Consider the following 22,636-nt stretch of genomic DNA (forward strand, 5'->3'; position numbering starts at 1 on the left):
TTTATATAAAAAGTGCGATGATGGAAAGAAAGAATTTGCGATTTATTCTCCTGAAGAAGATAAAGTTTACATCGAAAATGGCAATGAGTTTATCGGTTTGAGAACAAAGTATGTTGAAAAAGAACAATTCCAACAATCCACAACTCATCCTCTGAATATTAACAATCAAGCCTCTAAATTATCATCAGTTCCTAATGAACTAGACCCTTTGAGAAAGGCTAAAGGAAATTCTCAGTCTATTTCTCCACACTCGTTAGATAACTTGAAACTTCAAGATAATTCTTCCGATAAACAAAAGGAAATTATCAATCTTTTACAAGATGATTTAAAAGATGCGAAGAAGGTTTGGGCCATTTTGAAAAACGGGGAAGAAATTCAAATGAATAATTTTATATTTGAAGAAGCGGACATATTATATTTAGGAAGCAAAAGAAAAAATGTAGAGTTAGCGAATATCCAAACTATTAAATATAGTGGTAAAATATATTTAGATTGATTGTACAGAAGTCTCCGGAATCCCCGGAGGCTTTTATTTTTTAAAAATGTATTTTCATTTAATAAAAGATAGTTTATAGATAGGAAGAAATATGACTATAATGATGTAAATGTATACAGAGTTGTCAATCGAAATAGAGGAGGCAGCACGACATGACAAAAATAAGAATTGATGTAATGGGTCTTGGTGTAATCGGGAGAAGGCACGTAACAAGTATTGCAAAAGGTTTAATACAAGGTGCTGAACATACAGCGGTCTTAGATCGAACGACAAGAAAAGAACAGTGGGTGAAAGAAAATCTAGGAGATCATGTAAAGTTATTTACAGATTTAGAAGAATTTTTATCATTTAAACTAATAGATGCTGTCATTATTGCGACACCCCATCCTTATCATACCGAGCCGACGATTAAAGCGTTTAAAGAAGGACTACATGTATTACTCGAAAAGCCTGCAGGTGTTTATACAAAGGAAGTGCCCTTGATGAATGAGTTTGCTCATAAATCAGGAAAGGTGTTTGGGATGATTTTTAATCAACGGTTGAATCCATTATTTATTAAGCTTAAGGATATTGTTTCTTCTGGTAAACTTGGAGAAATACGACTGAATAATTAGAATTAGGTATTTTCAAGAGGGACAGTTCGTAATGCTTATTGTGCATATGAATGTTCCTATTTTTGTTTTTTTAAATGATAATAGTTTCTTTCTTTCGAGATATCTATAGCATTTCCTCTTTTAAGCTAGCAATTGTTCATAAAAAGTTCATAAAAAAAATAGATTGAGACCAATTTAATTTTTTTATTTTACAGAATTATTACAAGACACTATAATTTTAAACTATAGAAAGCGCTATCATATAAAAGGGGGATAAATGTGAAGAAAAAATTATTATTTCTAGGGGTATTGTTTGTTATTTCAATTGTTTTAGTCGCGTGTACTAGTAGTAGTCAAGAATCTACAGATGGCGAATGGGCGCCTGAAAGGTCCATTGAAATTGTAGCGCCTTCTGGAACGGTGGAGGCTGGGATACGACGGCTCGCATGGTAGCCAAGGCCTTTGAAGAAGAAGGGATTATTGATGCTGATATTGGAGTGGTTAATAAAACTGGTGGCGGTGGAGCAGTAGGTTGGGCTTATATTGCTAATTATAAGGGGGACCCACATCATTTATTTGTTTCTTCCCCACCAATTATAGATGTTCCATTAAACGGAAACTCAGAATATGATCATACAGATTTTACTCAAATTGCAAATATAATCGCCGATTACGGTGCATTTATGTTAGAGCTGATGCAAAATGGGATACTCTATCTGAATTATTCGAAGATATGAAAAAGGATCCATCTAGTATTACGGTAATTGGATCATCATCCCCAGGTAGTATGGACCATTTACAATTTGTTCGCTTTGCTAAAGCCTATGGTGTTGATATTACAAAAATAAAATATGTTTCTGAACAAGATGGTGGAGAGCTGACAGCATTATTGAATGGAAATGTTGACGTCTTTTCTACTGGTGTAGCAGATAAAGGAAAAGCTGGATTTTTAGGTTTTATTGATGCGAATCACGAAGTTATATACTACAGAGATGTTACAAGACTTCATACTACGGAATCAGAGTTTTCAAAAATGAAAATAAATACCTTACCAAATGTAGAAATTGTATATTCCTATGCTGGAGCGGATGGTGATTTAATTAATTACATTGTATCCCTCAATTGTACTGTTTTAATGTAAAATGGAATTATAAAGCAAGTTAACTTGATTTTACTTGGAGGGGATTTTTTGGAACAGGTAAAACATGAAGTCTATCAGCCACCAAAGCATATTGTTTCAGTAGCGACAATTGTTTTAAATGATAAAAATGAAATCTTATTAATAAAAGGACCGAAAAGAGGATGGGAAATGCCAGGTGGTCAAGTAGAAGAGGGGGAATCAATTAAAGAAGCTGCCATTAGAGAAACAAAGGAAGAGACAGGAATAGATGTTGAAATCATCAAGTTTTGCGGGATTTTTCAAAATGTAGGAAGGTCGATTTGTAATACTTTTTTTTAGCCAAACCGATTGGCGGAGTTCCGACCACATCTTCAGAGAGTTTAGAAGTTCGTTTCTTTCCTATTGATGAAGCATTGAAAAAAGTTAATTATGGTAATTTTAAGCAACGAATTGAATATTGTTTAGATGAGAGTAAACAGCCGTTTTATATAGATTTTAATATATAATCAAAATGCCCTCTTATGGATAAGCTAGCACTCCATAAAAGGGCATTCTTTTGTTATTCGTCGTCTTTTTCACCGATCTTTTCTAGTTTATAAGAGCCATCGTCTGCTTTTTTAAATTGATAATCGTTTTTGTGATCATATTTTGATACTTGATCATCTATACCAGTCAAAGAAACTTCTACAAGTGCAGTATATGTAAACAGAGTATGATCTTCATTAGCAACAAGCAATTCTTCAGAAATATCAATATCCATATCCTTATAATCCATAGCTTTTGCTTCTTTGTACGTGTCAACAATAGACTCGTATACTTCGTCTGCATTAAACCATGTATTATTAATCGCTTCTTTTAATTCATCTTCTGAATCGGCCATGTATAGTGAGTAATTAAATTCTTTAATTACCTCTCTAGCTTCAGCCATCATTTGTTTTTCTTCTTCTGTATATTCTTTTTCTTCGAACATGACGTTACAACCTGCTGTGAATACCATAACAATTATAAGTAAAATTGGTGTAGTCAAACGTTTAATGGTAAACCCCTCCAATACTTTTTGTCTTACGTAAAATAGCTCACATGATTTTATTATAACGTCATCTTCTCCATTAAACAAAAATAAAATCGACAGTTATGTTACTAATTTATTTTCCTATCTAAAAAGGGGGGAGCGAACTCGACACTCGATTATATAGCAAAAAAAGCCACAGTTCGCAGACTGTGGCTTCATACTACATTTTAATATTAAATTTCATATTAAGCAGATTGACTTGTTTCATTTTTTCCATCTGTACCTTTTTCTTGGAAAAACATCCAAAGTACGATAATTAAACAAGCAAGGGCAACTTCTGAAAGGGCCATAAAGGCAATCGCATACTGTCCCGTAATGTTATGAACGAATGTAAGAACAAGTGGTGGGAAAAATCCACCTAATCCACCCATCGCTGATACGATACCATTCACAACACCTGCTTGTTTTGAGAAATAAAGTGGAACAAGTTTAAACACAGTTCCATTACCAATCCCGACAAAAACGCCAACACAAAGGGATCCAATTGTAAACCATGCAATGTTTGGTGAGAAGGCTAGGATAACGGCAGACAACGTAACTGCTCCAAATGTAAAGATTAAAATGACAAAGGAATTAAATTTGTCTGCCAACCAACCACCAACAGGTCGCATTGCGGTTGCGATTACAATAAAGACTGCTGTACGTATTCCGGCATCTACAGAATCTAAATTGAAATTGTTCACAAGGAAATTTGGTAAAAACATCGTAAAGGCAACGAAAGCGCCAAAGGTCATGAAATAAAATAAACTTAAGAACCATAAGGTAGAATTCCGATAAACACCTTTCATTTGTTCGCCCATCGATACTTTAACTTTCTTCTCTTTACGATCACCTAAAATTAAGTTTAATACGATAAAAACAAGAATTAATACTAAATAAAGACGGACGGCACCTCGCCAGCCAATTGCTTCGGCAATGATTGGTGCTCCGAATGTAGTGATTGCAGTACCGATATTCCCTACACCATAAATTCCGTTGATAAATCCATGTTTTTCTTTCGGATAATATTTTGGTAATGAGGTAACGCCGATTGAGAAAACAGCCCCACTAATCCCGAGAATTAATCCACCGATAAGTAAGTCAAAAAAGGAATTAGCTACACTAATGTAAAACACAGGGAAAAGAATAATAATGAAACTTAAAATAAATAAATTTCTCGCGCCAAATCGGTCAGCATAAAACCCAATCGGAATCCGTAAAAGCGATCCTAAAATAACTGGAATAGCAGTAATAAGTGAAACTTGACCTTCTGTTAACGCAATATCTGCCCGAATATGAACCATTAATGAAGAAATTAAAACCCAAATCATAAAACCGGTAATTAAACTAGAGGTTTGTAATGACAATTGTACGGATGGTTTCTGCATAAATCTTCCTCCTTTTGAAATTCAATCTTTTTTCACTGTTCCATTTTTTAATCATTTTAAACTTGTTGTTATTCATAGATTAACTAAATAAAAAAACAGTACGTGTGAAAAACATCACATAAATTAAGAACAATTCATGAACTTTTTAACAAAGTTTTGAACATAAGCCATTTTATTGTGAAACGGATTTCATATGTGTGATGTAATTCACAACGGCAGATATTTTGTGATGTTTTAATGGGGTTAGAAAGTGAAAGTAGAGTTGAATGGGAGGTAAACAGATGAAAAAGAAATCATCTCCACTATTACAACGCTTTAAATATTTAAAGCCATTAGAAAAGTACTCAAACAACCATAGTCAATTACAACAAGGAAATCGAGATTGGGAAAATGTTTATCGAAAAAGATGGCAACATGATAAAGTTGTCCGTTCTACTCACGGAGTGAACTGTACCGGTTCGTGTAGTTGGGATATTTATGTAAAAGAAGGAATCGTAACTTGGGAAGGTCAACAACTTGACTATCCAACAACTGGACCAGATATGCCAGAGTTTGAACCCCGGGGCTGTGCAAGGGGAGCAAGTTTCTCATGGTATATTTACAGTCCATTACGTGTGAAATATCCGTACGTTCGAAAAAAATTACTTGATATGTGGAAAGAAGCTTTAGAAAATCACGACACTCCATTAGATGCTTGGAAGTCAATTGTTGAAAATCCGGAAAAAGCAAAGCGGTATAAACAAGCAAGGGGAAAAGGTGGACTCGTTCGGGCAAGTTGGAAAGAAGTTACTCAATTAATTGCAGCAGCGATGCTTTATACAACATTAAAATATGGCCCAGATCGAAATGTTGGTTTTTCACCAATACCTGCCATGTCAATGATTAGTTATGCATCCGGTAGCCGTTTTATGCATTTAATGGGTGGACCGATGCTAAGTTTCTATGATTGGTATGCTGACTTACCACCTGCATCACCACAAATTTGGGGTGATCAAACAGACGTACCGGAAAGTTCCGACTGGTTTAACTCAAGCTATATTATGACTTGGGGTTCAAACGTTCCGTTAACGCGGACACCGGATGCTCACTTTTTAATTGAAGCGCGTTATAAAGGAACAAAAGTGATTTCTGTAAGTCCTGACTACGCAGAATCAACAAGATTTGCCGATGATTGGTTATCTGTTCGACAAGGTTCAGATGGTGCCTTGGCAATGGCAATGGGACATGTCATTTTAAACGAGTTTTATCATCAAAATAAGACGGAATACTTCGAAGGTTACGCCAAAACTTACACTGATTTTCCGTTTTCAGTCCTTATTAAAGAAGAAAATGGCACATTAACTGCCGACCGTTTCCTGAATGCTAACGACCTAGGTATGAAAACTGAAAATGCCGAATGGAAGCCAGCAATGTTTAACAAAAATACAAATGACTTTTCAATTCCTCAAGGAACAATGGGTTCACGTTGGGATAACAAAGGAAAATGGAATTTACATTTAGTTGATGAAAATACGGAAGAAGCAATTGAACCAGTGTTAAGTTTTCTTGGTATGGAGGATGAAGTGATTACGGTTAATATGCCGTATTTTGATGAAAGTGGTAGCCGTGTCCTGAAACGAAACATTCCTGCTAAAAAAGTTGAAGTAAATGGTGAAACAAAATATGTCACTACGGTTTATGATTTAATGCTAGCGAATTACGGTATTGATCGCGGACTTGGTGGGGAAGCGGCAAAATCCTATGATGATAAAACACCTTTTACACCAGCATGGCAAGAAGAAATTACAGGCGTTGATCGTAATCAAGTTATTAAAATTGCTCGGGAGTTTGCTCAAAATGCGATTGATACAAAAGGTCGTTCCATGATTATTATCGGTGCCGGTGTAAACCACTGGTATAATGCAGACACAATTTACCGTGCGATTATTAACCTTGTTCTGTTAGTCGGTGCTCAAGGTGTAAATGGTGGCGGATGGGCTCACTATGTTGGCCAAGAAAAACTGCGTCCAGTCGAAGGTTGGAACACGATTGCGACAGCGAAAGACTGGAGCGGTCCGCCAAAACTGCAAAATGGTACTTCTTTCTTCTATTTTGCAACAGACCAATGGCGTTATGAAGAAACAGAAATGAATGATTTAGTAAGTCCAGTTGCAGGAAAAGCAAGATACAATCATCCTGCGGATTACAATGTATTAGCTGCAAGACTTGGCTGGTTACCATCCTATCCAACCTTTAATCGTAACGGGATTGAGTTATATAAAGAGGCCGTTGCCAAAGGTTATGAAACGACAGAAGAAATTGGGAACTATATTGCAAAACAATTGAAGGAAAAAGAATTACAATTTGCTATTGAAGATCCGGATAACCCGGTTAACTTCCCACGAACATTATTTGTATGGCGTGCGAATTTAATTTCAAGTTCTGGTAAAGGGCATGAGTATTTCTTGAAATATTTACTTGGAACAACACATGGCTTGTTAAACTCCGATGAAGATAGTCTTCGTCCTGAGGAAATTGAATGGCGAGAAAATGCTCCAGAAGGAAAAATCGATTTATTAGTCGACCTTGATTTCCGTATGTCAGGAACAGCCCTTTATTCCGATGTTATTTTACCGGCAGCAACTTGGTATGAAAAATATGATTTATCAAGTACTGATATGCATCCATTTGTTCATCCATTTAATCCGGCAATTGCTTCACCTTGGGAAGCAAAATCGGATTGGGAAATCTTTAAAGCAATTGCAAAAGGTGTATCTAATCTAGCAACAGAACTTGATTTAGAGCCGGTGAAGGAAGTTGTTGCAACACCTTTACAACATGATACGAAAGGGGAACTAGCACAACCTCTAGGTCTTGTAAAAGACTGGTCAAAAGGAGAATGTGAACCTATTCCAGGTAAAACAATGCCACAAATTCATGTTGTTGAACGGGATTATAAACAAATTTACAACAAAATGATTGCTCTTGGACCGAATGTGGTGAAACAACCATTAGGTGCACATGGAGTCAGTTGGATGGTTGATGATGAATATGAATCTTTGAAATCAAGGCTCGGTACGATTCAAAACGGAACGATTGCTGACGGTTGTCCAGATATTAGTGATGCGAGAAACGCTTGTGAAGTAGTTCTCACATTATCGTCAACAACGAATGGAAAAATCGCTGTTCGGGCTTGGGAATCGCTCGAAAAACAAACAAGTCTGGAATTAAAAGACTTAGCTGAAGACCGAGCTGGCGATCTTATTACGTTTGAAAAAATAACTGCCCAACCACAAACGGTTATTACATCACCGGTTTTCAGTGGATCTGAAAAAGATGGAAGACGTTATTCACCATTTACTACGAACGAAGAGAAAATGGTTCCGTATCGGACAATAACTGGAAGACAATCCTTCTTCGTAGATCACGAAATGATGAAAGAATTTGGTGAAGCTCTAGCAATTTATAAACCAATTTTAAATCATAAGCCATTCCGTTCGAATCGACCAAAAGAAGAGGGGAAAGAAATTATCTTAAACTATTTAACGCCACATAATAAATGGTCCATTCATAGTATGTATTTCGATTCACAACCTATGTTAACCCTCTTTAGAGGTGGACCTACAATTTGGCTAAATAAAGACGATGCGGCCGAAATTGGTGTAGAAGATAATGATTGGATTGAATGTTTCAATAGAAACGGTGTTGTTGTTGCCCGTGCAGTTGTTACTCACCGGATTCCAAGAAGTGTTGCTTTTATGCACCATGCGCAAGACAGACATATTCATGTTCCGGGAACGAAATTAACAGAAAACCGTGGGGGCACTCATAACAGTCCAACCCGCATTCATATTAAACCGACCCATATGATTGGTGGTTATGCACAACTAAGTTATGGATTTAACTATTACGGGCCAACTGGTAACCAACGGGACTTAAATGTAGTGATTCGTAAATTGAAGGAGGTAGACTGGCTTGAAGGTTAAAGCACAAGTGGGAATGGTAATGAACCTTGATAAATGTATCGGCTGTCACACCTGTAGTGTCACTTGTAAAAATACGTGGACAAACCGACCAGGTGCGGAATATATGTATTGGAATAACGTAGAAACAAAGCCGGGGATTGGTTATCCAAAACAATGGGAGGACCAAGAAAAATATAAAGGCGGTTGGGAATTAAAAGATGGAGACCTTGTGTTGAAATCAGGTTCAAAAGTAAACCGACTTTTAAATCTATTTTACAACCCAAACCAACCGGAATTAGATGACTATTATGAACCATGGACATACGACTATGAAACGTTAACAGATAGTCCAGAGAAAAAATATCAACCAGTTGCTCGGGCAAAATCCCAAATTACAGGCGATTTTATGGACCTTGAATGGGGACCAAACTGGGAAGATGACTTAGCAGGCGGACATATTACAGGCTTACGTGATCCGAACGTTGTGCAAATGGAAGAGTCAATCAAGACCGAATTTGAAGATGTGTTCATGATGTATTTACCACGAATTTGTGAACATTGTATCAATGCGCCATGTGTGTCTTCTTGTCCATCAGGTGCCATGTATAAAAGGGATGAAGATGGAATTGTGCTAGTTGATCAAAATGCCTGTCGGGCATGGAGACATTGTGTGACAAGTTGTCCGTATAAAAAAGTGTATTTTAACTGGAAAACGAATAAAGCTGAAAAATGTACGATGTGTTTCCCTCGTATTGAAAATGGACAACCTACGATTTGTTCCGAAACATGTGTCGGTCGTATACGTTATATCGGAATTATGTTATACGATGCAGATAAAGTAATTGAAGCGGCATCTGTAGAAGATGAAAAAGATTTATATCATGCACTACTTGGTATCTTTTTAGATCCGAATGATCCAGAGGTTGTTGAAGCGGCATTAGCGGAAGGCATTCCAATGGATTGGATTGAAGCGGCACAAAAATCACCAATTTACAAAATGATTATCGATTGGAAAATTGCGCTACCACTTCACCCAGAGTATCGTACAATGCCGATGGTTTGGTATATTCCACCACTTTCCCCAATTATGAATACGATTGAGGGGAAAGGAAGTAATGCGGATTGGTATGATATTTTCCCAGCGATTGATGAAATGCGTATTCCAATTGAGTATTTAGCAAATCTTCTTACTGCTGGAGATACAAATCATATCCGAACAGTGTTGAAAAAAATGGCGGTCATGAGAAGTTATATGCGTGTAGCAACAACTGGGAAATCTTTCGATACAGAAATTATCGATGAACTTGGCTTAACGGAACAAGGGATTAAAGATATGTATCGTTTACTAGCGATTGCAAAATATGAAGATCGTTTCGTTATTCCGAAAAGTCATAAAGAAGAAGTTCAAGATATGTACTACGATCAAGGTGCTTGTGGCTTAGACTTTGCTGGCGGACCTGGTGGATGTGGAGTACTTTCTTAATTAAGAATGATTTTGAAAAATATGGAGCTGTTCATTTAGTTTAAATAATGAGTCTTTGAAGTGGAGTTGGCGGCGACTCCAGCGGGAAAAGCGTGAGTCTTGAGACCCCGCAGACGAACTTGTGAGTCGAGGAGGCTCAAGCCACGCCCGCGGAAAGCGTCCGCCAACGAAACGATTAAAGTTTGATTTTAGGAACAGTATCAGTAAAAAAGGAAGTGATTGGATGAAGACTATTTTTGAACCAAAAATCTATCAAATCATTTCGATTCTTTTACAGTATCCAGATGATGAATGGTTTAGCATATTGCCAGATATTAAAGATGAAATAAATACAATCGAAAATAAAGACGTTCATAAGCTCCTACTTGAATTTATTGAAGAGATTGAAATAATTTCCCAAGACGATTTAGTAGAAAACTATATTGAAAACTTTGATTTCGGTAAAATAACAAACCTTTATGTAACGTATTTGAAACTTCGTGAACAGCGGGAACGAGGACTCGAGTTATTAAAACTAAAAATGTTTTACAAATCCCATGGCTTTGATATTACCGACGAGGAACTTCCTGACTATTTACCGCTAATGCTTGAATTTAGTGGGAATGTTGCCAAAGAAGTAAGTAATGAACTTTTACAAATGCATTTTGCAGCAATTGAAGAAATTCAAAAACGATTAAAAGAAACGGAAAGTTATTATGCTGTCCTTCTTGATGCATTAAAGCTTGCAATGGAGCATAACGGTGTAAACATGAACGAATCAGTACAGGAAGCCCATGCGTGAAGATAAAATAGGAGGTGCATAAAAAATGAATGGTTTTGAGTTGTTTTTATGGGGGATTTTACCTTATATCGTCTTTACGATTTTTATCGGTGGTCATATTTATCGTTACCAAAAAGATCAATTTGGTTGGACGACGAAGTCTAGTGAATTTCTAGAGAAAAAGCAATTAAAAATTGGTTCACTCTTTTTCCATTGGGGAATTATATTTGTATTAGCCGGACACGTAGCTGGGATTCTTGTTCCGGTAGAAGTTTATAATGCATTGGGAATTTCTGAACATACGTATCACATTATCGCAATCTCCCTTGGTTACCCTGCAGGAATTGTTGCAACCATCGGATTAATTATGCTTTGCTATCGTAGATTAACAGTGAAACGTATTAAGGCGACCACATCACCTAGTGATTGGGTTGCGCTGTTTGCAATTTTACTTGCGGTAGGAACAGGTTTTATTGCAACTTCTTTCAATATTGATTCCAATGGTTTTGATTATCGAACAACAATTGCACCATGGTTTAGAAGTATTTTTACTTTCCAAGTTCAACCTGAACTAATGGTAAATGTGCCAATTTGGTTTAAACTACATATGCTAGCGACCTTTGTTTTGTATGTCGTTTGGCCTTTTACAAGATTAGTCCATGCCTTTAGCTTCCCAATTCGTTACTTAGGCCGAAGCTATGTAATATATAAAAGACGGATTAAAGAACATGCGTAAAGAATCAGCAGGACAAATTCCAGCAGGAGGTAGGTGAAAATGAATATGATTGAAACGAAGGATAAGCAGGAAACTTTACAATCGTTAATTGATCAATTACGAGATAAAAATCAAGTGAACTTGCATAAGTCAATCGTTCATAAAATTGAACAACATCTTTCAGAAAAAGATTTAGACGTGAATCTTAAGTTTCAAGCCCATTCCGTTCTCGGCTCTTTTTATCGCTCCATTCGGAATTACGACCGTGCAGCAGGTAACTATCGAGAGGCGTTACATTCTGTATTTATGATTGATGATACGCATGCCAAAATGATTATTCAAACATATTTAGACTATATTGCACTTGAAACGGAATATCAGCAATATAAAAAGGCACGCACTTTTTCTGCTAATCTATTAAATTGGCTTGATCGTCATAGTTCAGAAGACGATATCGCTTATGGATTAACGTATAAAGGCTTAGGGGAGTTATTTTTTGAAGAAGAAAATTATCCCGGCGGAATCGAGCAATTACAAAAAGCACTAGTTTATTTTCGTAAAAAGCTTCCAGAAGCTCATCCAATTATCGTCGAAACGATTTCTGCTGTTGCTAATGCTTATATAGAAATTGAAAAATATGATGAGGCGATTGCTCCATATGAAACGATATTAAAGTCAAAAATAGAGGCTGGGGACAAACTTGGTGAGGCCTTAACGTTACTTCGAATTGGTGAAATTTATTATTATAAAGATTTAAAACAGGCCCGTAGTGAGGTTATGAAAGCATTGAAGATCTTTCAAAATATGGATAAACAAGAACACACCCATATTTTAAAAGCTTATTTAATGCTTGGTGAAATTGATGAAAATATGGCGAATTATCCCCGTGCGATTAATTATTATAAAAAGGCTTTGCAAATTGTTGAAGAACAAAATCAAACAAATGTTGCGATGGTCGTTTTTATTTACTCCAAAATAGGGATGATTTCTATTAAAATGAATGAACTTGACGAAGCTAAAGTTTATTTAGAAAAAGGGTTACCAATTTCTAAAAACTTTGCTAATATTCGAATGCAATTTTTATATGGTTTAGGAAAAATTTACTCTTTTGAAAAGCAATATGATAAAGCATGTCAAATGTTTACGGAATTTTTACAAGGGCTTGAGCAATCAGGTCATAAAGTTTCGAAAAGTTATGCGGATACCTTGCAAGCGTTAGCTTTTAACTTTTTACAACAAAATCAATTTGAAGCGGCATTAAAATATTATGATGAAGCACGCTTAACGTATAACCAACTCATGTCCACAAGTTGTCGGGAAGAAAAAGGATTAACGTATATGCGGTTGGGCTTTTGTTATGAAAATATTGTTGCGCCTGATTTAAAACAAGCAGAAATATGCTATGAAAAAGGGTATGAAATTCTTTCGAAAGTAAAAAGTGTGGAACTTCGTGAAGAAGCATTAGCGACTTTAATTGATTTTTACCGAAGAACGAATAAACCTGGTAAACGGAGAATTTATGAAAATAAATTAGTAAAATTGCAAAATGTGTGATGTGAGATAAGGGGGAGAAATGCCCCCTTTGATTTATTGAGACCTGAATCAAAGAGTTCTACTTAGTTCGTAGATTCCTTTTTGTTCATTATATAAGTAGATTTGAAAGATTCCTCTTTGTGTTGGAATTACTGTTTTTTGTGCATAGGTTAGAATTTTACCATTTGTATCAAAACCAATCATTCCATACTGTTGTAGGCGGTAACCTAACAGTTCTAGATTTGCTCTATTTGAGGCTATTCCTTGCCAAACGACTTTATAACCATCTGGAGTATAGCGAATTACATAATAGTAGGTTTCCCAAAAACCAGTACCACCTCCTCCGCCCGTTACCACAAGAATTTGATTTTTCGGTGATACGCCAACAACTTGTACCCCTTCTACAAATAGCTGATCTTCAAATACTGTCACATATTGATTTCCAATTTTTTCAAAAATATAAAAGTACGCGTTAACACTACTAATATTAATAAAGGCAGCAACTTGTTTCTCATCTTCTGTCGGTTTCATATTCACCGTTAACATTGTAATGTCTTCTTGCTTTATATAATCCGGATTTCTGAGTTTGGCGCGAATCGCATTAAACAACCAGTCGGGAATCAAACCGCTCTCTCCTTTTACTATTAACGAATTAAACTATTTACACATTATGAAGAAAACCCATAAATGTTCATAAATAATAATTTTGCATGGACACTCAACTATGCAAAACTTTTGCAAGTTACATAATCTGTAATAAATTGGCATAAAGGATGGAGTGGATAAACCCGTGAATAGGCGTGGACGAGGATATCGGACATATCGAAGACGAGGGAGAGGACCACGTTTTTGTATTTTTCCTGGGTACAATTGGTGCGGTCCCGGTTGTAGTGGACCAGGTGCACCTGTAAATGCGGTAGATGCGGCTTGTCAAGAACACGATATTTGTTACCAAAGGACACGGGATTATTGCTATTGTGATAGCTTATTTATTGAACGACTTAGCCGTTTACAAAATCCGTATAGAAAAGTTTATATGATTGTTCTGTAAACAGATCTTTCGCAGTTTTGCGTAAAAAAGTGTTAATATGAAGGCTCTGTAAACAGATCTTCCGCAGTTTTGCGTAAAGAAGTGTTAATATGAAGGCTCTGTAAACAGATCTTCCGCAGTTTTGCGTAAAGAAGTGTTAATATGAAGGCTCTGTAAACAGATCTTTCGCGGTTTTGCGTAAAGAAGTGTTAATACGAAGGCTCTGTAAACAGATCTTTCGCAGTTTTGCGTAAAAAAGTGTTAATATGAAGGCTCTGTAAACAGATCTTTCATAGTTTTGTGTAAAGAAGTGTTAATACGAAGGCTCTGTAAACAGATCTTTCGCAGTTTTGCGTAAAGAAGTGTTAATATGAAGGTTCTGTAAACAGATCTTCCGCAGTTTTGCGTAAAGAAGTGTTAATATGAAGGCTTTGTAAACAGATCTTTCATAGTTTTGTGTAAAGAAGTGTTAATACGAAGGCTCTGTAAACAGATCTATCATAGTTTTGTGTGAAGAAATGTTAATATGATAGCTCTGTAAACAAAACTATCACTTTTGCACAAGATTTTGAAAAAATCGCATATGAACCACTATTGTTTGCACAAAACATATTAGAAAATCTCCTCCTCCATCATTAAAAAATTATGAACAAATAAGTAATTTGATTGTTCTTTTTCCTATTTTAAAAGTTTTCCACAACAAATAGTCATAGAGATTGTGATGTAGTTAACATCTTTTTTAATATAAAAAGAGTAATATAAAACTAACAAACGAACGATTAAGGAGAACGAACCGATGATTACTGATAAATTTGGTAGACCAATGCATGATCTTCGTATTTCTGTGACGGATCGATGCAATTTCCGATGTCGATATTGTATGCCGAAGGAAATTTTTGGACGGAATTTTGCTTTTATGCCAAGGGAACATTTATTAACCTTTGAAGAAATCGAACGATTAGCACGAATTTTCATCAATCTTGGTGTAAAAAAGATCCGTTTAACCGGTGGAGAACCGTTACTAAGAAAAGATATCCATCAATTAATTACCCGCATTGTTCAAATCGAGGGGTTAGAAGATATTGGTTTAACTACAAATGGCGTACTGCTGGAAAAATATGCACAAATGTTAAAAGATGCCGGACTTAAACGCGTAAACGTGAGTCTTGATGCGTTAAATGACGAGTTATTCCAATCGATAAATGATAGTGGCGTAAGTGCCAAACATATTTTAAAGGGAATTCATCATGCAAAACAGGTCGGTTTAGAAGTAAAAGTCAATATGGTCGTGAAAAAGGGAATGAACGAACAAGAAATTGTCCCAATGGCAAGTTATTTTAAAGAACATGAAATTCCATTGCGTTTTATCGAATTTATGGATGTTGGTGAATCAAATGGTTGGGATTTAAGTAAAGTTATTTCGAAAAAAGAAATTTATACAATGCTTTCAAACCATTTTGATCTCGAACCTGTTGACCCATCCTATATCGGCGAAGTAGCAAAACGGTATCGATATAAAGGAACGAATGCTGAAGTAGGATTTATCACATCCGTTTCGGAATCCTTTTGCTCAACATGTACACGGGCAAGACTTTCCGCTGATGGAAAAATCTTTACATGTTTGTTTGCCTCCGGTGGCGTTGATATAAAACAAATGCTTCGTGACAGTAAAAGTGATGCCGAGATTATTGAAGTAATTCACCAAATCTGGGGTAATCGTGCCGATCGATATTCGGATGAACGGACAGAGGCAACAAGTAAAAATAGGAAAAAGATAGAGATGTCTTATATCGGAGGATGATGCCAATGAAGGATCGGTATTCTCGGCAAAAAATGTTTAAGCCTATCGGTGAAGATGGACAAGTAAAGCTCGGTAAAAAACATGTTCTATTAATTGGTTGCGGTGCATTAGGTTCAACGAATGCAGAAAATTTAGTCCGTGCTGGTATTGGTAAATTAACGATTATTGATCGGGATTATGTCGAACTTACCAATTTACAACGACAAAATTTGTATGTAGAACAAGACTGTCACGAGCAGTTACCGAAAGTGATTGCGGCTAAAAACCGATTACAAGCGATTAATTCATCCGTATGGATTGACGCCCATGTTATGGATGCAAATTACGATACATTGCGACCAGTGATAGAACAACAATCAATCGATTTAATTATCGATGCAACTGACAATTTCGATACTAGGTTTTTAATTAATGATATTAGTCATAAACACAATATTCCTTGGATTATGGGCTCTTGTGTTGGAAGTACAGGCATGAGTTTTACAATTTTGCCAGGTGAAACGCCTTGTTTACAATGTTTACTCGATGCTATGCCAGTTTCAGGTGCCACATGTGACTCGGTTGGAATTATAGCTCCAGCAGTTCAAATGGTAACTGCCTTTCAAAGTGCAGAAGCTTTAAAAATATTAGTAGAAGATTACGAGGCTCTCCGAACAACACTTGTAACCTTTGATCTTTGGAATAATTATTTTCAAACGATTCGTGTGGAGCGGGCGAAAAAGGAACAATGTCCAACGTGCGGTAAACAACCGATATATCCGCATTTACAGTATGAAAACCAAACTAAATCAGAGGTTTTATGTGGTAGAAATACAGTGCAAATTCGAACGGGTAATGAAATCCCGATTGACATATTAGCAACCCGGCTTCGTAAAATTGGCCAAGTAAAGATGAATCCTTACTTACTTTCTATTGATTATGAATCATATCGAACGGTCATTTTCCGAGACGGTAGAGTTCTCATTCATGGAACGAATTGTAAAGATATTGCGAAAAAAATTTATTACCAACTAATAGGATAGGGAGGGGACCCCAAAATGGTAGAAAAAAGAAAGCCAATAAAAGTAGAAGAAGCGTTAAAACGGGTTTTACAATATGCCAAAAATGGTTCAACAGAATATGTTTCAATTGAAGAAAGTTATGGTCGTTTTCTTGGTGAAGATTTAGTCGCTACCCATGATGTCCCATTCTTTGATCGTTCACCGTACGATGGTTACGCAATTAGATCCGTAGATACAGTTAGTGCTTCACGGAATAATCCTATCGAATTTAAAGTAGTTGGCGAAATTGGTGCCGGAAGTGTTTTTGAAGGTGTAGTTGGTGAAAATGAAGCGGTACGAATTATGACTGGAGCGCAAATTCCTGAAGGAGCCGATTGCGTGATTATGTTGGAGTTAGTTACGGAAAGTGGCGAGCAAACAATTCAAATAAAACGCCAAGTAAAACAAGGTGAAAACATTTCCTTTATCGGGGAAGATACGAAAAAAGGAACGGTCCTCGCATCGAAAGGAACGTATATCAACCCTGGTGTTGTTGCGCTTTTAGCTACTTTTGGATATAAACAAGTACCGGTGAGTGCGAAACCAAAAATCGGAATTATTGCGACAGGAAGTGAATTGTTAGAAGTTGACCAACCTCTTGAGCCTGGAAAAATTCGTAACAGTAATACGTATATGATTATGGCGCAAATCGAACGGGCAGGCGGCGAACCAATTTACTTCGGACAATTTAAAGATGATTTGCGTACTTGTTATGAACAAGTGAAAAACACGTTAGAGCATGTGGACTTTTTAATTACAACTGGTGGCGTTTCTGTCGGAGATTATGATTACTTACCAGCAATCTATGAAATGCTTGGTGCAGAAGTATTGTTTAATAAAATTGCCATGCGACCAGGCAGTGTTACAACTATAGCAGTAAAAGATGGAAAACTATTATTCGGTTTATCTGGTAATCCTTCCGCATGTTATGTTGGCTGTGAGTTATTTGTTAAACCAATTTTACGGACATTTTTACATAACCAAAATCCAGTTTTAAAACGGACACAAGCGATTCTTGGACAAGATTTTCCAAAGGCAAATCCGTTTGACCGGTTTGTAAGAGGTTATGTCACATTTGATGGTAGCCAGTTACTTGTACATCCAGTTGGACTTGATAAATCAAATGTTGTGTCTTCTTTAGCAGGGGCCAATGTTTTACTAGTTTTACCCGGTGGAACGAGAGGATTTTCAAAAGGTATGAAAGTGGATGTACTTCTTTTAGAAGATCAAGAAGGAGCTCCGGTCGATACATTTTTAGCTGGATTTGAAAAATTAAATCGAGGCGATTCTGATGAAGTTATTTGAAATAGTTGATAAACCAATCGAAGTTGAACAAGTGATTGCGAAGGTAGAAAGCAGAAAAGCTGGAGCTATCACAACGTTTACCGGAGTTGTTCGAGAATGGACGAAGGGAAAGCGAACTTTATTTTTAGAATATCAAGCTTACGTCCCAATGGCAGAAAAAATGCTCGCAAAAATTGGTGATGAAATTCAAAGGAAATGGCCAGGTACAATTGTTGCGATTAGCCACCGAATCGGGCGTTTAGATATTTCGGATATTGCCGTCGTTATTGCGGTTTCATCACCACATCGAAGAGCTGCCTATGAAGCTAATGAATATGCGATTGAACGAATTAAGCAAATGGTGCCGATTTGGAAAAAGGAACATTGGGAAAATGGTGAAGCATGGATTGGTGATCAATTAGAAAATGTACCATACCCAGATGGAAAACCAAATATTGCAGAAGGTGATATGAAATGATAAAAATATTATTATTTGCTCAACTACAAGAAGAATTTGGCGTCAAAGATATTGAGATTAATTTAATGGAAACAACGGTTTCTCAATTAAAAGAAATATTGAAGGCAAATTTTAAATTTCCGAGTTTAGATCATTGCATGGTAGCGATTAATGAAGAATATGCCATGGATTTTGACACAGTTCAATCTGGAGATACAGTAGCTTTTATACCACCCGTGAGTGGCGGTTAAGAAAGTGGTGACAAGTAGTGAAAATCTTTCAAATCGTCGGCTATAAAAATAGTGGAAAAACAACTCTGACAAGTCAATTAATTACTGAACTTGCGAGTCGAAATTTGCGTGTTGCCTCTTTAAAGCATCATGGTCATGGTGGCCTTCCGTTAGGACTTTCGTATACAGATAGTGAAAAACATCGCCAAGCAGGAGCGGTGCTTTCCGGTGTTGTTGGTGAACATATTTTTCAATTATCTCAAAATGAATGGACTTTACGTCAATTGATTCAAGTTTATGAAATAATGGATATTAATGTGCTCGTTTTAGAAGGTTTTAAACATGAAGATTATCCAAAGATTGTTTTAATTAATGAGGAAAAAGACTTTGAATTACTTCGAGAATTAACAAATATACAAGCTATCATTACTAATTTTCCAGAAAAGGTAGATAGAGTAGATTCGACAATTTTCCATAAAAAGAATACCACTGAGTTTATTCAGTGGTATTGTGATCTACTAGATTTTTAATCCATGTTACAAATTTCAATTGGACAATTTTCACATTGATTTTCTCTTCTTAAATAATTAATATCTTTTATTACAATTTTTCCAGAGGGTTCCATTGTTAGGATACCTTTTCGCTTAAGCTCATTTAAAAGTCGATTCACATATTCACGGGTTGCACCACAAAACCGAGCAATTTCTTGGTTTGTTAATTGGATATCTATTAAAATACCATCATCTTGTTTAACTCCGTAACTATTTGATAGTCGAATTAAAGTGGAGTATAATGCGCCTCTTTTCCCATTTAATAATAAATCGCGCATTTTCGATTGAAGCCTACGCATGTGATTATTAATCCACTTCATCATTTCGATTGCTAGATTGTGATTACGCATTAATTCTTTTTGTAATTTTTTAATATTAATGACTAGCACTTCTCCAGGTTCCATCACATGAGCGTTTAATAAATATTTTGGATCGTCGGTATAAAGTGTTAGCTCACCAACAATATCATCAGTCTTACAAATTCGTAATGCCATTTCTTCACCTTCAGAAGAATTCATACTTATTTGTACAATGCCTGATTTAATTAAATAAATCTCTTTAGCATCTTGACCATGATAAAAAAGGAATGTATCTTTATGAATCTTTTTTTTCGTAGCCATTGACTCTAGTAAATTCCTAAGTTCATCAGAAAGGTGCAAACGTGTTCTGTTATTTGAAGCATATATATTTTGCAATTGGCACGCCCCCTTTACTTTGGGAAAAATTATTATTTAACTCATTGTAACATTAATCGTATACTTAATGTGTTAATGGTTTTGACAAATTTATGGAAATAATGAATCGAAAGTGGGGAAAAATTGTGTTATATCAAGGAGTTATTTTAGCTGGTGGCCATTCAAAACGATTCGGTTCACCAAAGGCTTTTGCTGAAAAGGACGGATTCCCATTTTACACATATTCAATAAAAGCTTTAGAAAAACATTGTCAGTCGCTTGTTCTCGTAACAAATCCTCATTTGAAGAAACAATTTGATCAAGCTATAACAAAGCAATCTATTAATATAGTTAATGATGAACCTGAATTTCGCGGACAAGGTCCATTAAGCGGTATATATACGGCAATGAAAAATTTCCCTGCTGAATGGTATTTTGTGTCACCAATTGATGTTCCGTTTATAAGTGCCAAGGTTTATGAACTTTTGCTTGACCATGTAAGCAATAAATATGATGTTATTGTCCCAATTGTAAAGGAAAAACTTCAACCCTTACTTGCCATATACCATCATTCTTTACAAGGGGCAATAAAGCGAAGTCTACAGATGCAACAAAATTCATTACAGGAATTTTTAGTTAATAAAAAGATTAAGTACGTATTTATTGAATGTGATCAATTTTTTATAAACATAAATAATCAAGAAGATTATAGAACGTATATTCAAGGTTAATGGAGGGAGGGGATGTTATGAGTCATAATCATTCGAAAAATAAGCCGGTACAGTGTGCGGTTATTACCGTAAGCGATACGAGAACGAAAGATACGGATAAAAGTGGACCATTAATAATTGATTTGTTACAGCGAGAACATCATGAGGTTCTCATATATAAAATAGTTCGTGATGAGAAAAATGAGATTCAAGCAAATCTACTTAAGGCAGCTAATGATGATCGAGTAGAAGCCGTGATTTTTAACGGTGGAACAGGAATTTCACAAAGAGATATTACAATTGAATCCATCCAACCGTTCTTCACAAAAGAACTACCTGGATTTGGTGAGATTTTTCGATATTTAAGCTTTGTAGATGATATTGGCTCTAAAAGTATATTATCCCGAGCTGTTGCAGGAGTTGTGAACAATCGAATTGTATTTTCGATTCCCGGGTCAACAGGTGCGGTTAAGTTAGCGATGGAAAAATTAATACTTCCTGAGCTTCACCATATCGTAAAAGAAATCCATAAGGATTTAAGGTGATGTGAATTGAAAAAAATTTTAGTGTACTCATTCATTTTGTTAGTCGTTATTTTGACCGGATGTAAAGCGACAGGTGAAGCAAGTGACGGAAAAGTAGAATTAACGGTGTCAGCAGCTGCAAGTATGACGGATAGTTTACTAGAGATTAAGGAGAATTTTGAGTCGGTGTATCCTTATGTGAAAATTAACTATAATTTCGGTGGAAGCGGTACATTACGAAAACAAATCGAACAAGGAGCAGGCATCGATCTATTCTTTTCAGCTTCAGAAAAGGATTTTCAGTTGTTAGAAGAAAAAGGACTTGTTGAACAAGGAGATATTCTTTTTCAAAATGAACTTGTGGTTATTCAACCTGTTGATGGAGAGTATGGTTCATTTGCAGAGTTTGTTGAAGGTGATGGAAAACTAGCGATTGGAACTCCTGAAGCAGTTCCAGCTGGCACTTATGCGTATCAAGCGTTAGATGCGTTGGAGGCTCTTGAGGATTTAGAAAACCGAATTGTGTATACAAAAGATGTGCGGCAAGTGTTAACTTTTGTGCAAGAAAATTCAGTTGATATGGGAATTGTGTATGCAAGTGATGTGATTGGTGAGAAGGATATTAAAGTATTGGAGAAGATTCGTTCTGAGCTCTATGATCCGATTAACTATTATCTTGCGGTGATTGAAGGGAAAAGTAAGCATTCAGGAGAATGGGAAGAGGCAATCGATGACTTTTATCAGTTTGTCATGAGTGAAGGAATGGGCATTTTTAAGGAGTATGGGTTTATTGTAGAGTCATGAGTGATGTTTTAATGGGAATTTTAGATTAAAAGTGTGCAGTTTTGGTTGTGATAGGGGGGACTCAAGGACATTGTGATTGAAAAAGTAGTGTGAAATGTCCATGATAGTCGTTCTCGTAGACATTTAGGCTAGGAAATCCTCTTAAAATGTCCATGTGAGTTGTTCTCGTAGACATTTTAACTTGGAAATTCTCTTAAAATGTCCATGAGAGTTGTTCTCGTAGACATTTTGACTTGGAAATCCTCTTAAAATGTCCATGATAGTCGTTCTCGTAGACATTTAGGATAGGAAATCCTCTTAAAATGTCCATGAGAGTTGTTCTCGTAGACATTTAGGCTAGGAATCTCTTTCAAAATGTCCATGATAGTCGTTCTCGTAGACATTTTGGCTGGGATATCCTCTTAAAATGTCCATGAGAGTTGTTCTCGTAGACATTTAGGCTAGGAAT

General features: G+C 36.2%; 21 protein-coding genes and 2 pseudogenes. 19 read left to right on the forward strand and 4 right to left on the reverse strand.

Annotated features, from left to right (window positions below; all coding sequences use genetic code 11):
• The 4 genes and pseudogenes from GW534_RS08720 to GW534_RS08735 form a co-directional block, all read left to right on the forward strand.
• On the forward strand, positions 1 to 496 hold a 496-nt coding region (locus GW534_RS08720; protein ID WP_161920641.1), incomplete at its 5' end, for a hypothetical protein.
• 152 nt (positions 497 to 648) lie between these two features.
• A complete protein-coding gene (locus GW534_RS08725) occupies positions 649 to 1,110 on the forward strand; it encodes a Gfo/Idh/MocA family protein (RefSeq protein WP_161920642.1) in 462 nt (153 codons plus the stop codon).
• A gap of 258 nt (positions 1,111 to 1,368) precedes the next feature.
• Positions 1,369 to 2,020 (forward strand): annotated as a pseudogene (locus GW534_RS08730) (tripartite tricarboxylate transporter substrate-binding protein); the annotation flags it as partial.
• Positions 2,021 to 2,278: 258 nt separating this feature from the next.
• Positions 2,279 to 2,715 (forward strand): annotated as a pseudogene (locus tag GW534_RS08735) (NUDIX hydrolase).
• 53 nt (positions 2,716 to 2,768) lie between these two features.
• On the opposite strand, the gene GW534_RS08740 reads toward GW534_RS08735, so the two are convergent.
• Together GW534_RS08740 and GW534_RS08745 are read right to left on the reverse strand one after the other, a co-directional pair.
• Positions 2,769 to 3,236, reverse strand: a complete 468-nt coding sequence (locus GW534_RS08740; protein WP_161920643.1) for a hypothetical protein — start codon at positions 3,234 to 3,236, stop codon at positions 2,769 to 2,771.
• A 230-nt stretch (positions 3,237 to 3,466) separates the two neighbouring features.
• Positions 3,467 to 4,648, reverse strand: a complete 1,182-nt coding sequence (locus tag GW534_RS08745) for a nitrate/nitrite transporter (protein WP_161920644.1) — start codon at positions 4,646 to 4,648, stop codon at positions 3,467 to 3,469.
• Between the two features lie 281 nt (positions 4,649 to 4,929).
• Here GW534_RS08745 and GW534_RS08750 point away from each other — a divergent pair, with 281 nt between their 5' ends.
• The 5 genes from GW534_RS08750 to GW534_RS08770 all read left to right on the forward strand — a co-directional run bounded on the left by GW534_RS08750 (position 4,930) and on the right by GW534_RS08770 (position 13,104).
• Complete coding sequence (locus GW534_RS08750) at positions 4,930 to 8,613, forward strand: nitrate reductase subunit alpha (protein ID WP_161920645.1); 3,684 nt, start codon at positions 4,930 to 4,932, stop codon at positions 8,611 to 8,613.
• Positions 8,603 to 10,075 (forward strand): nitrate reductase subunit beta, encoded by a 1,473-nt coding sequence (gene narH / locus GW534_RS08755; protein WP_161920646.1) that lies wholly within the window; start codon positions 8,603 to 8,605, stop codon positions 10,073 to 10,075. Before GW534_RS08750 ends, narH begins: the two co-directional genes overlap by 11 nt.
• Positions 10,076 to 10,298: 223 nt before the next feature.
• Positions 10,299 to 10,856: a nitrate reductase molybdenum cofactor assembly chaperone gene (narJ, locus tag GW534_RS08760; protein ID WP_161920647.1), complete on the forward strand. Its 558-nt coding sequence runs from the start codon at positions 10,299 to 10,301 to the stop codon at positions 10,854 to 10,856.
• 25 nt (positions 10,857 to 10,881) lie between these two features.
• Complete coding sequence (gene narI / locus GW534_RS08765; protein WP_161920648.1) at positions 10,882 to 11,571, forward strand: respiratory nitrate reductase subunit gamma; 690 nt, start codon at positions 10,882 to 10,884, stop codon at positions 11,569 to 11,571.
• Between the two features lie 39 nt (positions 11,572 to 11,610).
• Positions 11,611 to 13,104 carry a tetratricopeptide repeat protein gene (locus GW534_RS08770; protein ID WP_161920649.1) on the forward strand — a complete coding sequence of 498 codons (1,494 nt, stop codon included), beginning with the start codon at positions 11,611 to 11,613 and terminating at the stop codon, positions 13,102 to 13,104.
• Positions 13,105 to 13,152: 48 nt separating this feature from the next.
• Here the strand turns inward: GW534_RS08770 and GW534_RS08775 are convergent, their stop codons facing one another.
• Positions 13,153 to 13,707, reverse strand: a complete 555-nt coding sequence (locus GW534_RS08775) for a hypothetical protein (protein ID WP_161920650.1) — start codon at positions 13,705 to 13,707, stop codon at positions 13,153 to 13,155.
• A gap of 166 nt (positions 13,708 to 13,873) precedes the next feature.
• Here GW534_RS08775 and GW534_RS08780 point away from each other — a divergent pair, with 166 nt between their 5' ends.
• The 7 genes from GW534_RS08780 to mobB all read left to right on the forward strand — a co-directional run bounded on the left by GW534_RS08780 (position 13,874) and on the right by mobB (position 19,455).
• Positions 13,874 to 14,134, forward strand: coding sequence for a phospholipase (locus tag GW534_RS08780; RefSeq protein ID WP_161920651.1), 261 nt, complete (start codon positions 13,874 to 13,876; stop codon positions 14,132 to 14,134).
• Positions 14,135 to 14,909: 775 nt separating this feature from the next.
• Entirely contained in the window at positions 14,910 to 15,914 is a 1,005-nt protein-coding gene (moaA, locus tag GW534_RS08785; RefSeq protein ID WP_161920652.1) for a GTP 3',8-cyclase MoaA, read from the forward strand.
• 5 nt (positions 15,915 to 15,919) lie between these two features.
• Positions 15,920 to 16,936, forward strand: coding sequence for a MoeB/ThiF family adenylyltransferase (locus GW534_RS08790; RefSeq protein ID WP_161920653.1), 1,017 nt, complete (start codon positions 15,920 to 15,922; stop codon positions 16,934 to 16,936).
• Positions 16,937 to 16,951: 15 nt separating this feature from the next.
• On the forward strand, positions 16,952 to 18,259 hold the full coding sequence (locus tag GW534_RS08795; protein ID WP_161920654.1) for a molybdopterin molybdotransferase MoeA: 1,308 nt from the start codon (positions 16,952 to 16,954) through the stop codon (positions 18,257 to 18,259).
• On the forward strand, positions 18,246 to 18,716 hold the full coding sequence (locus tag GW534_RS08800; protein ID WP_161920655.1) for a molybdenum cofactor biosynthesis protein MoaE: 471 nt from the start codon (positions 18,246 to 18,248) through the stop codon (positions 18,714 to 18,716). The genes GW534_RS08795 and GW534_RS08800 overlap by 14 nt, the downstream gene beginning before the upstream one ends.
• Positions 18,713 to 18,946: a molybdopterin converting factor subunit 1 gene (gene moaD / locus GW534_RS08805; protein ID WP_161920656.1), complete on the forward strand. Its 234-nt coding sequence runs from the start codon at positions 18,713 to 18,715 to the stop codon at positions 18,944 to 18,946. Before GW534_RS08800 ends, moaD begins: the two co-directional genes overlap by 4 nt.
• A 17-nt stretch (positions 18,947 to 18,963) precedes the next feature.
• Positions 18,964 to 19,455 (forward strand): molybdopterin-guanine dinucleotide biosynthesis protein B, encoded by a 492-nt coding sequence (mobB, locus tag GW534_RS08810; RefSeq protein WP_161920657.1) that lies wholly within the window; start codon positions 18,964 to 18,966, stop codon positions 19,453 to 19,455.
• Here mobB and GW534_RS08815 read toward each other — a convergent pair.
• Positions 19,452 to 20,096, reverse strand: a complete 645-nt coding sequence (locus tag GW534_RS08815; protein ID WP_161920669.1) for a Crp/Fnr family transcriptional regulator — start codon at positions 20,094 to 20,096, stop codon at positions 19,452 to 19,454. The two genes, mobB and GW534_RS08815, sit on opposite strands and share 4 nt — an antisense overlap.
• Positions 20,097 to 20,272: 176 nt before the next feature.
• Between GW534_RS08815 and GW534_RS08820 the strand changes: the two genes are divergently transcribed.
• The 3 genes from GW534_RS08820 to modA are packed head-to-tail and all read left to right on the forward strand — an operon-like array spanning position 20,273 to position 22,188.
• On the forward strand, positions 20,273 to 20,881 hold the full coding sequence (locus tag GW534_RS08820) for a molybdenum cofactor guanylyltransferase (protein WP_161920658.1): 609 nt from the start codon (positions 20,273 to 20,275) through the stop codon (positions 20,879 to 20,881).
• Between the two features lie 17 nt (positions 20,882 to 20,898).
• Positions 20,899 to 21,405 (forward strand): MogA/MoaB family molybdenum cofactor biosynthesis protein, encoded by a 507-nt coding sequence (locus GW534_RS08825; RefSeq protein ID WP_161920659.1) that lies wholly within the window; start codon positions 20,899 to 20,901, stop codon positions 21,403 to 21,405.
• A gap of 6 nt (positions 21,406 to 21,411) precedes the next feature.
• Positions 21,412 to 22,188: a molybdate ABC transporter substrate-binding protein gene (gene modA, locus GW534_RS08830; RefSeq protein WP_161920660.1), complete on the forward strand. Its 777-nt coding sequence runs from the start codon at positions 21,412 to 21,414 to the stop codon at positions 22,186 to 22,188.
• The last annotated feature ends 448 nt before the right edge of the window (positions 22,189 to 22,636 follow it).

This window comes from Pallidibacillus pasinlerensis (assembly GCF_009996845.1).
GTDB lineage: Bacteria > Bacillota > Bacilli > Bacillales > Caldibacillaceae > Pallidibacillus > Pallidibacillus pasinlerensis.

What these genes read in the sequence shown, in the direction of transcription:
- GW534_RS08825 (WP_161920659.1), top strand. Translation starts at nt 20,899, where the DNA reads ATGAGTCATAATCATTCGAAAAATAAGCCGGTACAGTGTGCGGTTATT.
- GW534_RS08770 (WP_161920649.1), top strand. Translation starts at nt 11,611, where the DNA reads ATGAATATGATTGAAACGAAGGATAAGCAGGAAACTTTACAATCGTTA.
- GW534_RS08750 (WP_161920645.1), top strand. Translation starts at nt 4,930, where the DNA reads ATGAAAAAGAAATCATCTCCACTATTACAACGCTTTAAATATTTAAAG.
- moaA (WP_161920652.1), top strand. Translation starts at nt 14,910, where the DNA reads ATGATTACTGATAAATTTGGTAGACCAATGCATGATCTTCGTATTTCT.
- GW534_RS08820 (WP_161920658.1), top strand. Translation starts at nt 20,273, where the DNA reads ATGAATCGAAAGTGGGGAAAAATTGTGTTATATCAAGGAGTTATTTTA.
- GW534_RS08725 (WP_161920642.1), top strand. Translation starts at nt 649, where the DNA reads ATGACAAAAATAAGAATTGATGTAATGGGTCTTGGTGTAATCGGGAGA.
- narJ (WP_161920647.1), top strand. Translation starts at nt 10,299, where the DNA reads ATGAAGACTATTTTTGAACCAAAAATCTATCAAATCATTTCGATTCTT.
- GW534_RS08800 (WP_161920655.1), top strand. Translation starts at nt 18,246, where the DNA reads ATGAAGTTATTTGAAATAGTTGATAAACCAATCGAAGTTGAACAAGTG.
- GW534_RS08795 (WP_161920654.1), top strand. Translation starts at nt 16,952, where the DNA reads ATGGTAGAAAAAAGAAAGCCAATAAAAGTAGAAGAAGCGTTAAAACGG.
- narI (WP_161920648.1), top strand. Translation starts at nt 10,882, where the DNA reads ATGAATGGTTTTGAGTTGTTTTTATGGGGGATTTTACCTTATATCGTC.
- GW534_RS08745 (WP_161920644.1), bottom strand. Translation starts at nt 4,648, where the DNA reads ATGCAGAAACCATCCGTACAATTGTCATTACAAACCTCTAGTTTAATT.
- moaD (WP_161920656.1), top strand. Translation starts at nt 18,713, where the DNA reads ATGATAAAAATATTATTATTTGCTCAACTACAAGAAGAATTTGGCGTC.
- GW534_RS08815 (WP_161920669.1), bottom strand. Translation starts at nt 20,096, where the DNA reads ATGGCTACGAAAAAAAAGATTCATAAAGATACATTCCTTTTTTATCAT.
- GW534_RS08790 (WP_161920653.1), top strand. Translation starts at nt 15,920, where the DNA reads ATGAAGGATCGGTATTCTCGGCAAAAAATGTTTAAGCCTATCGGTGAA.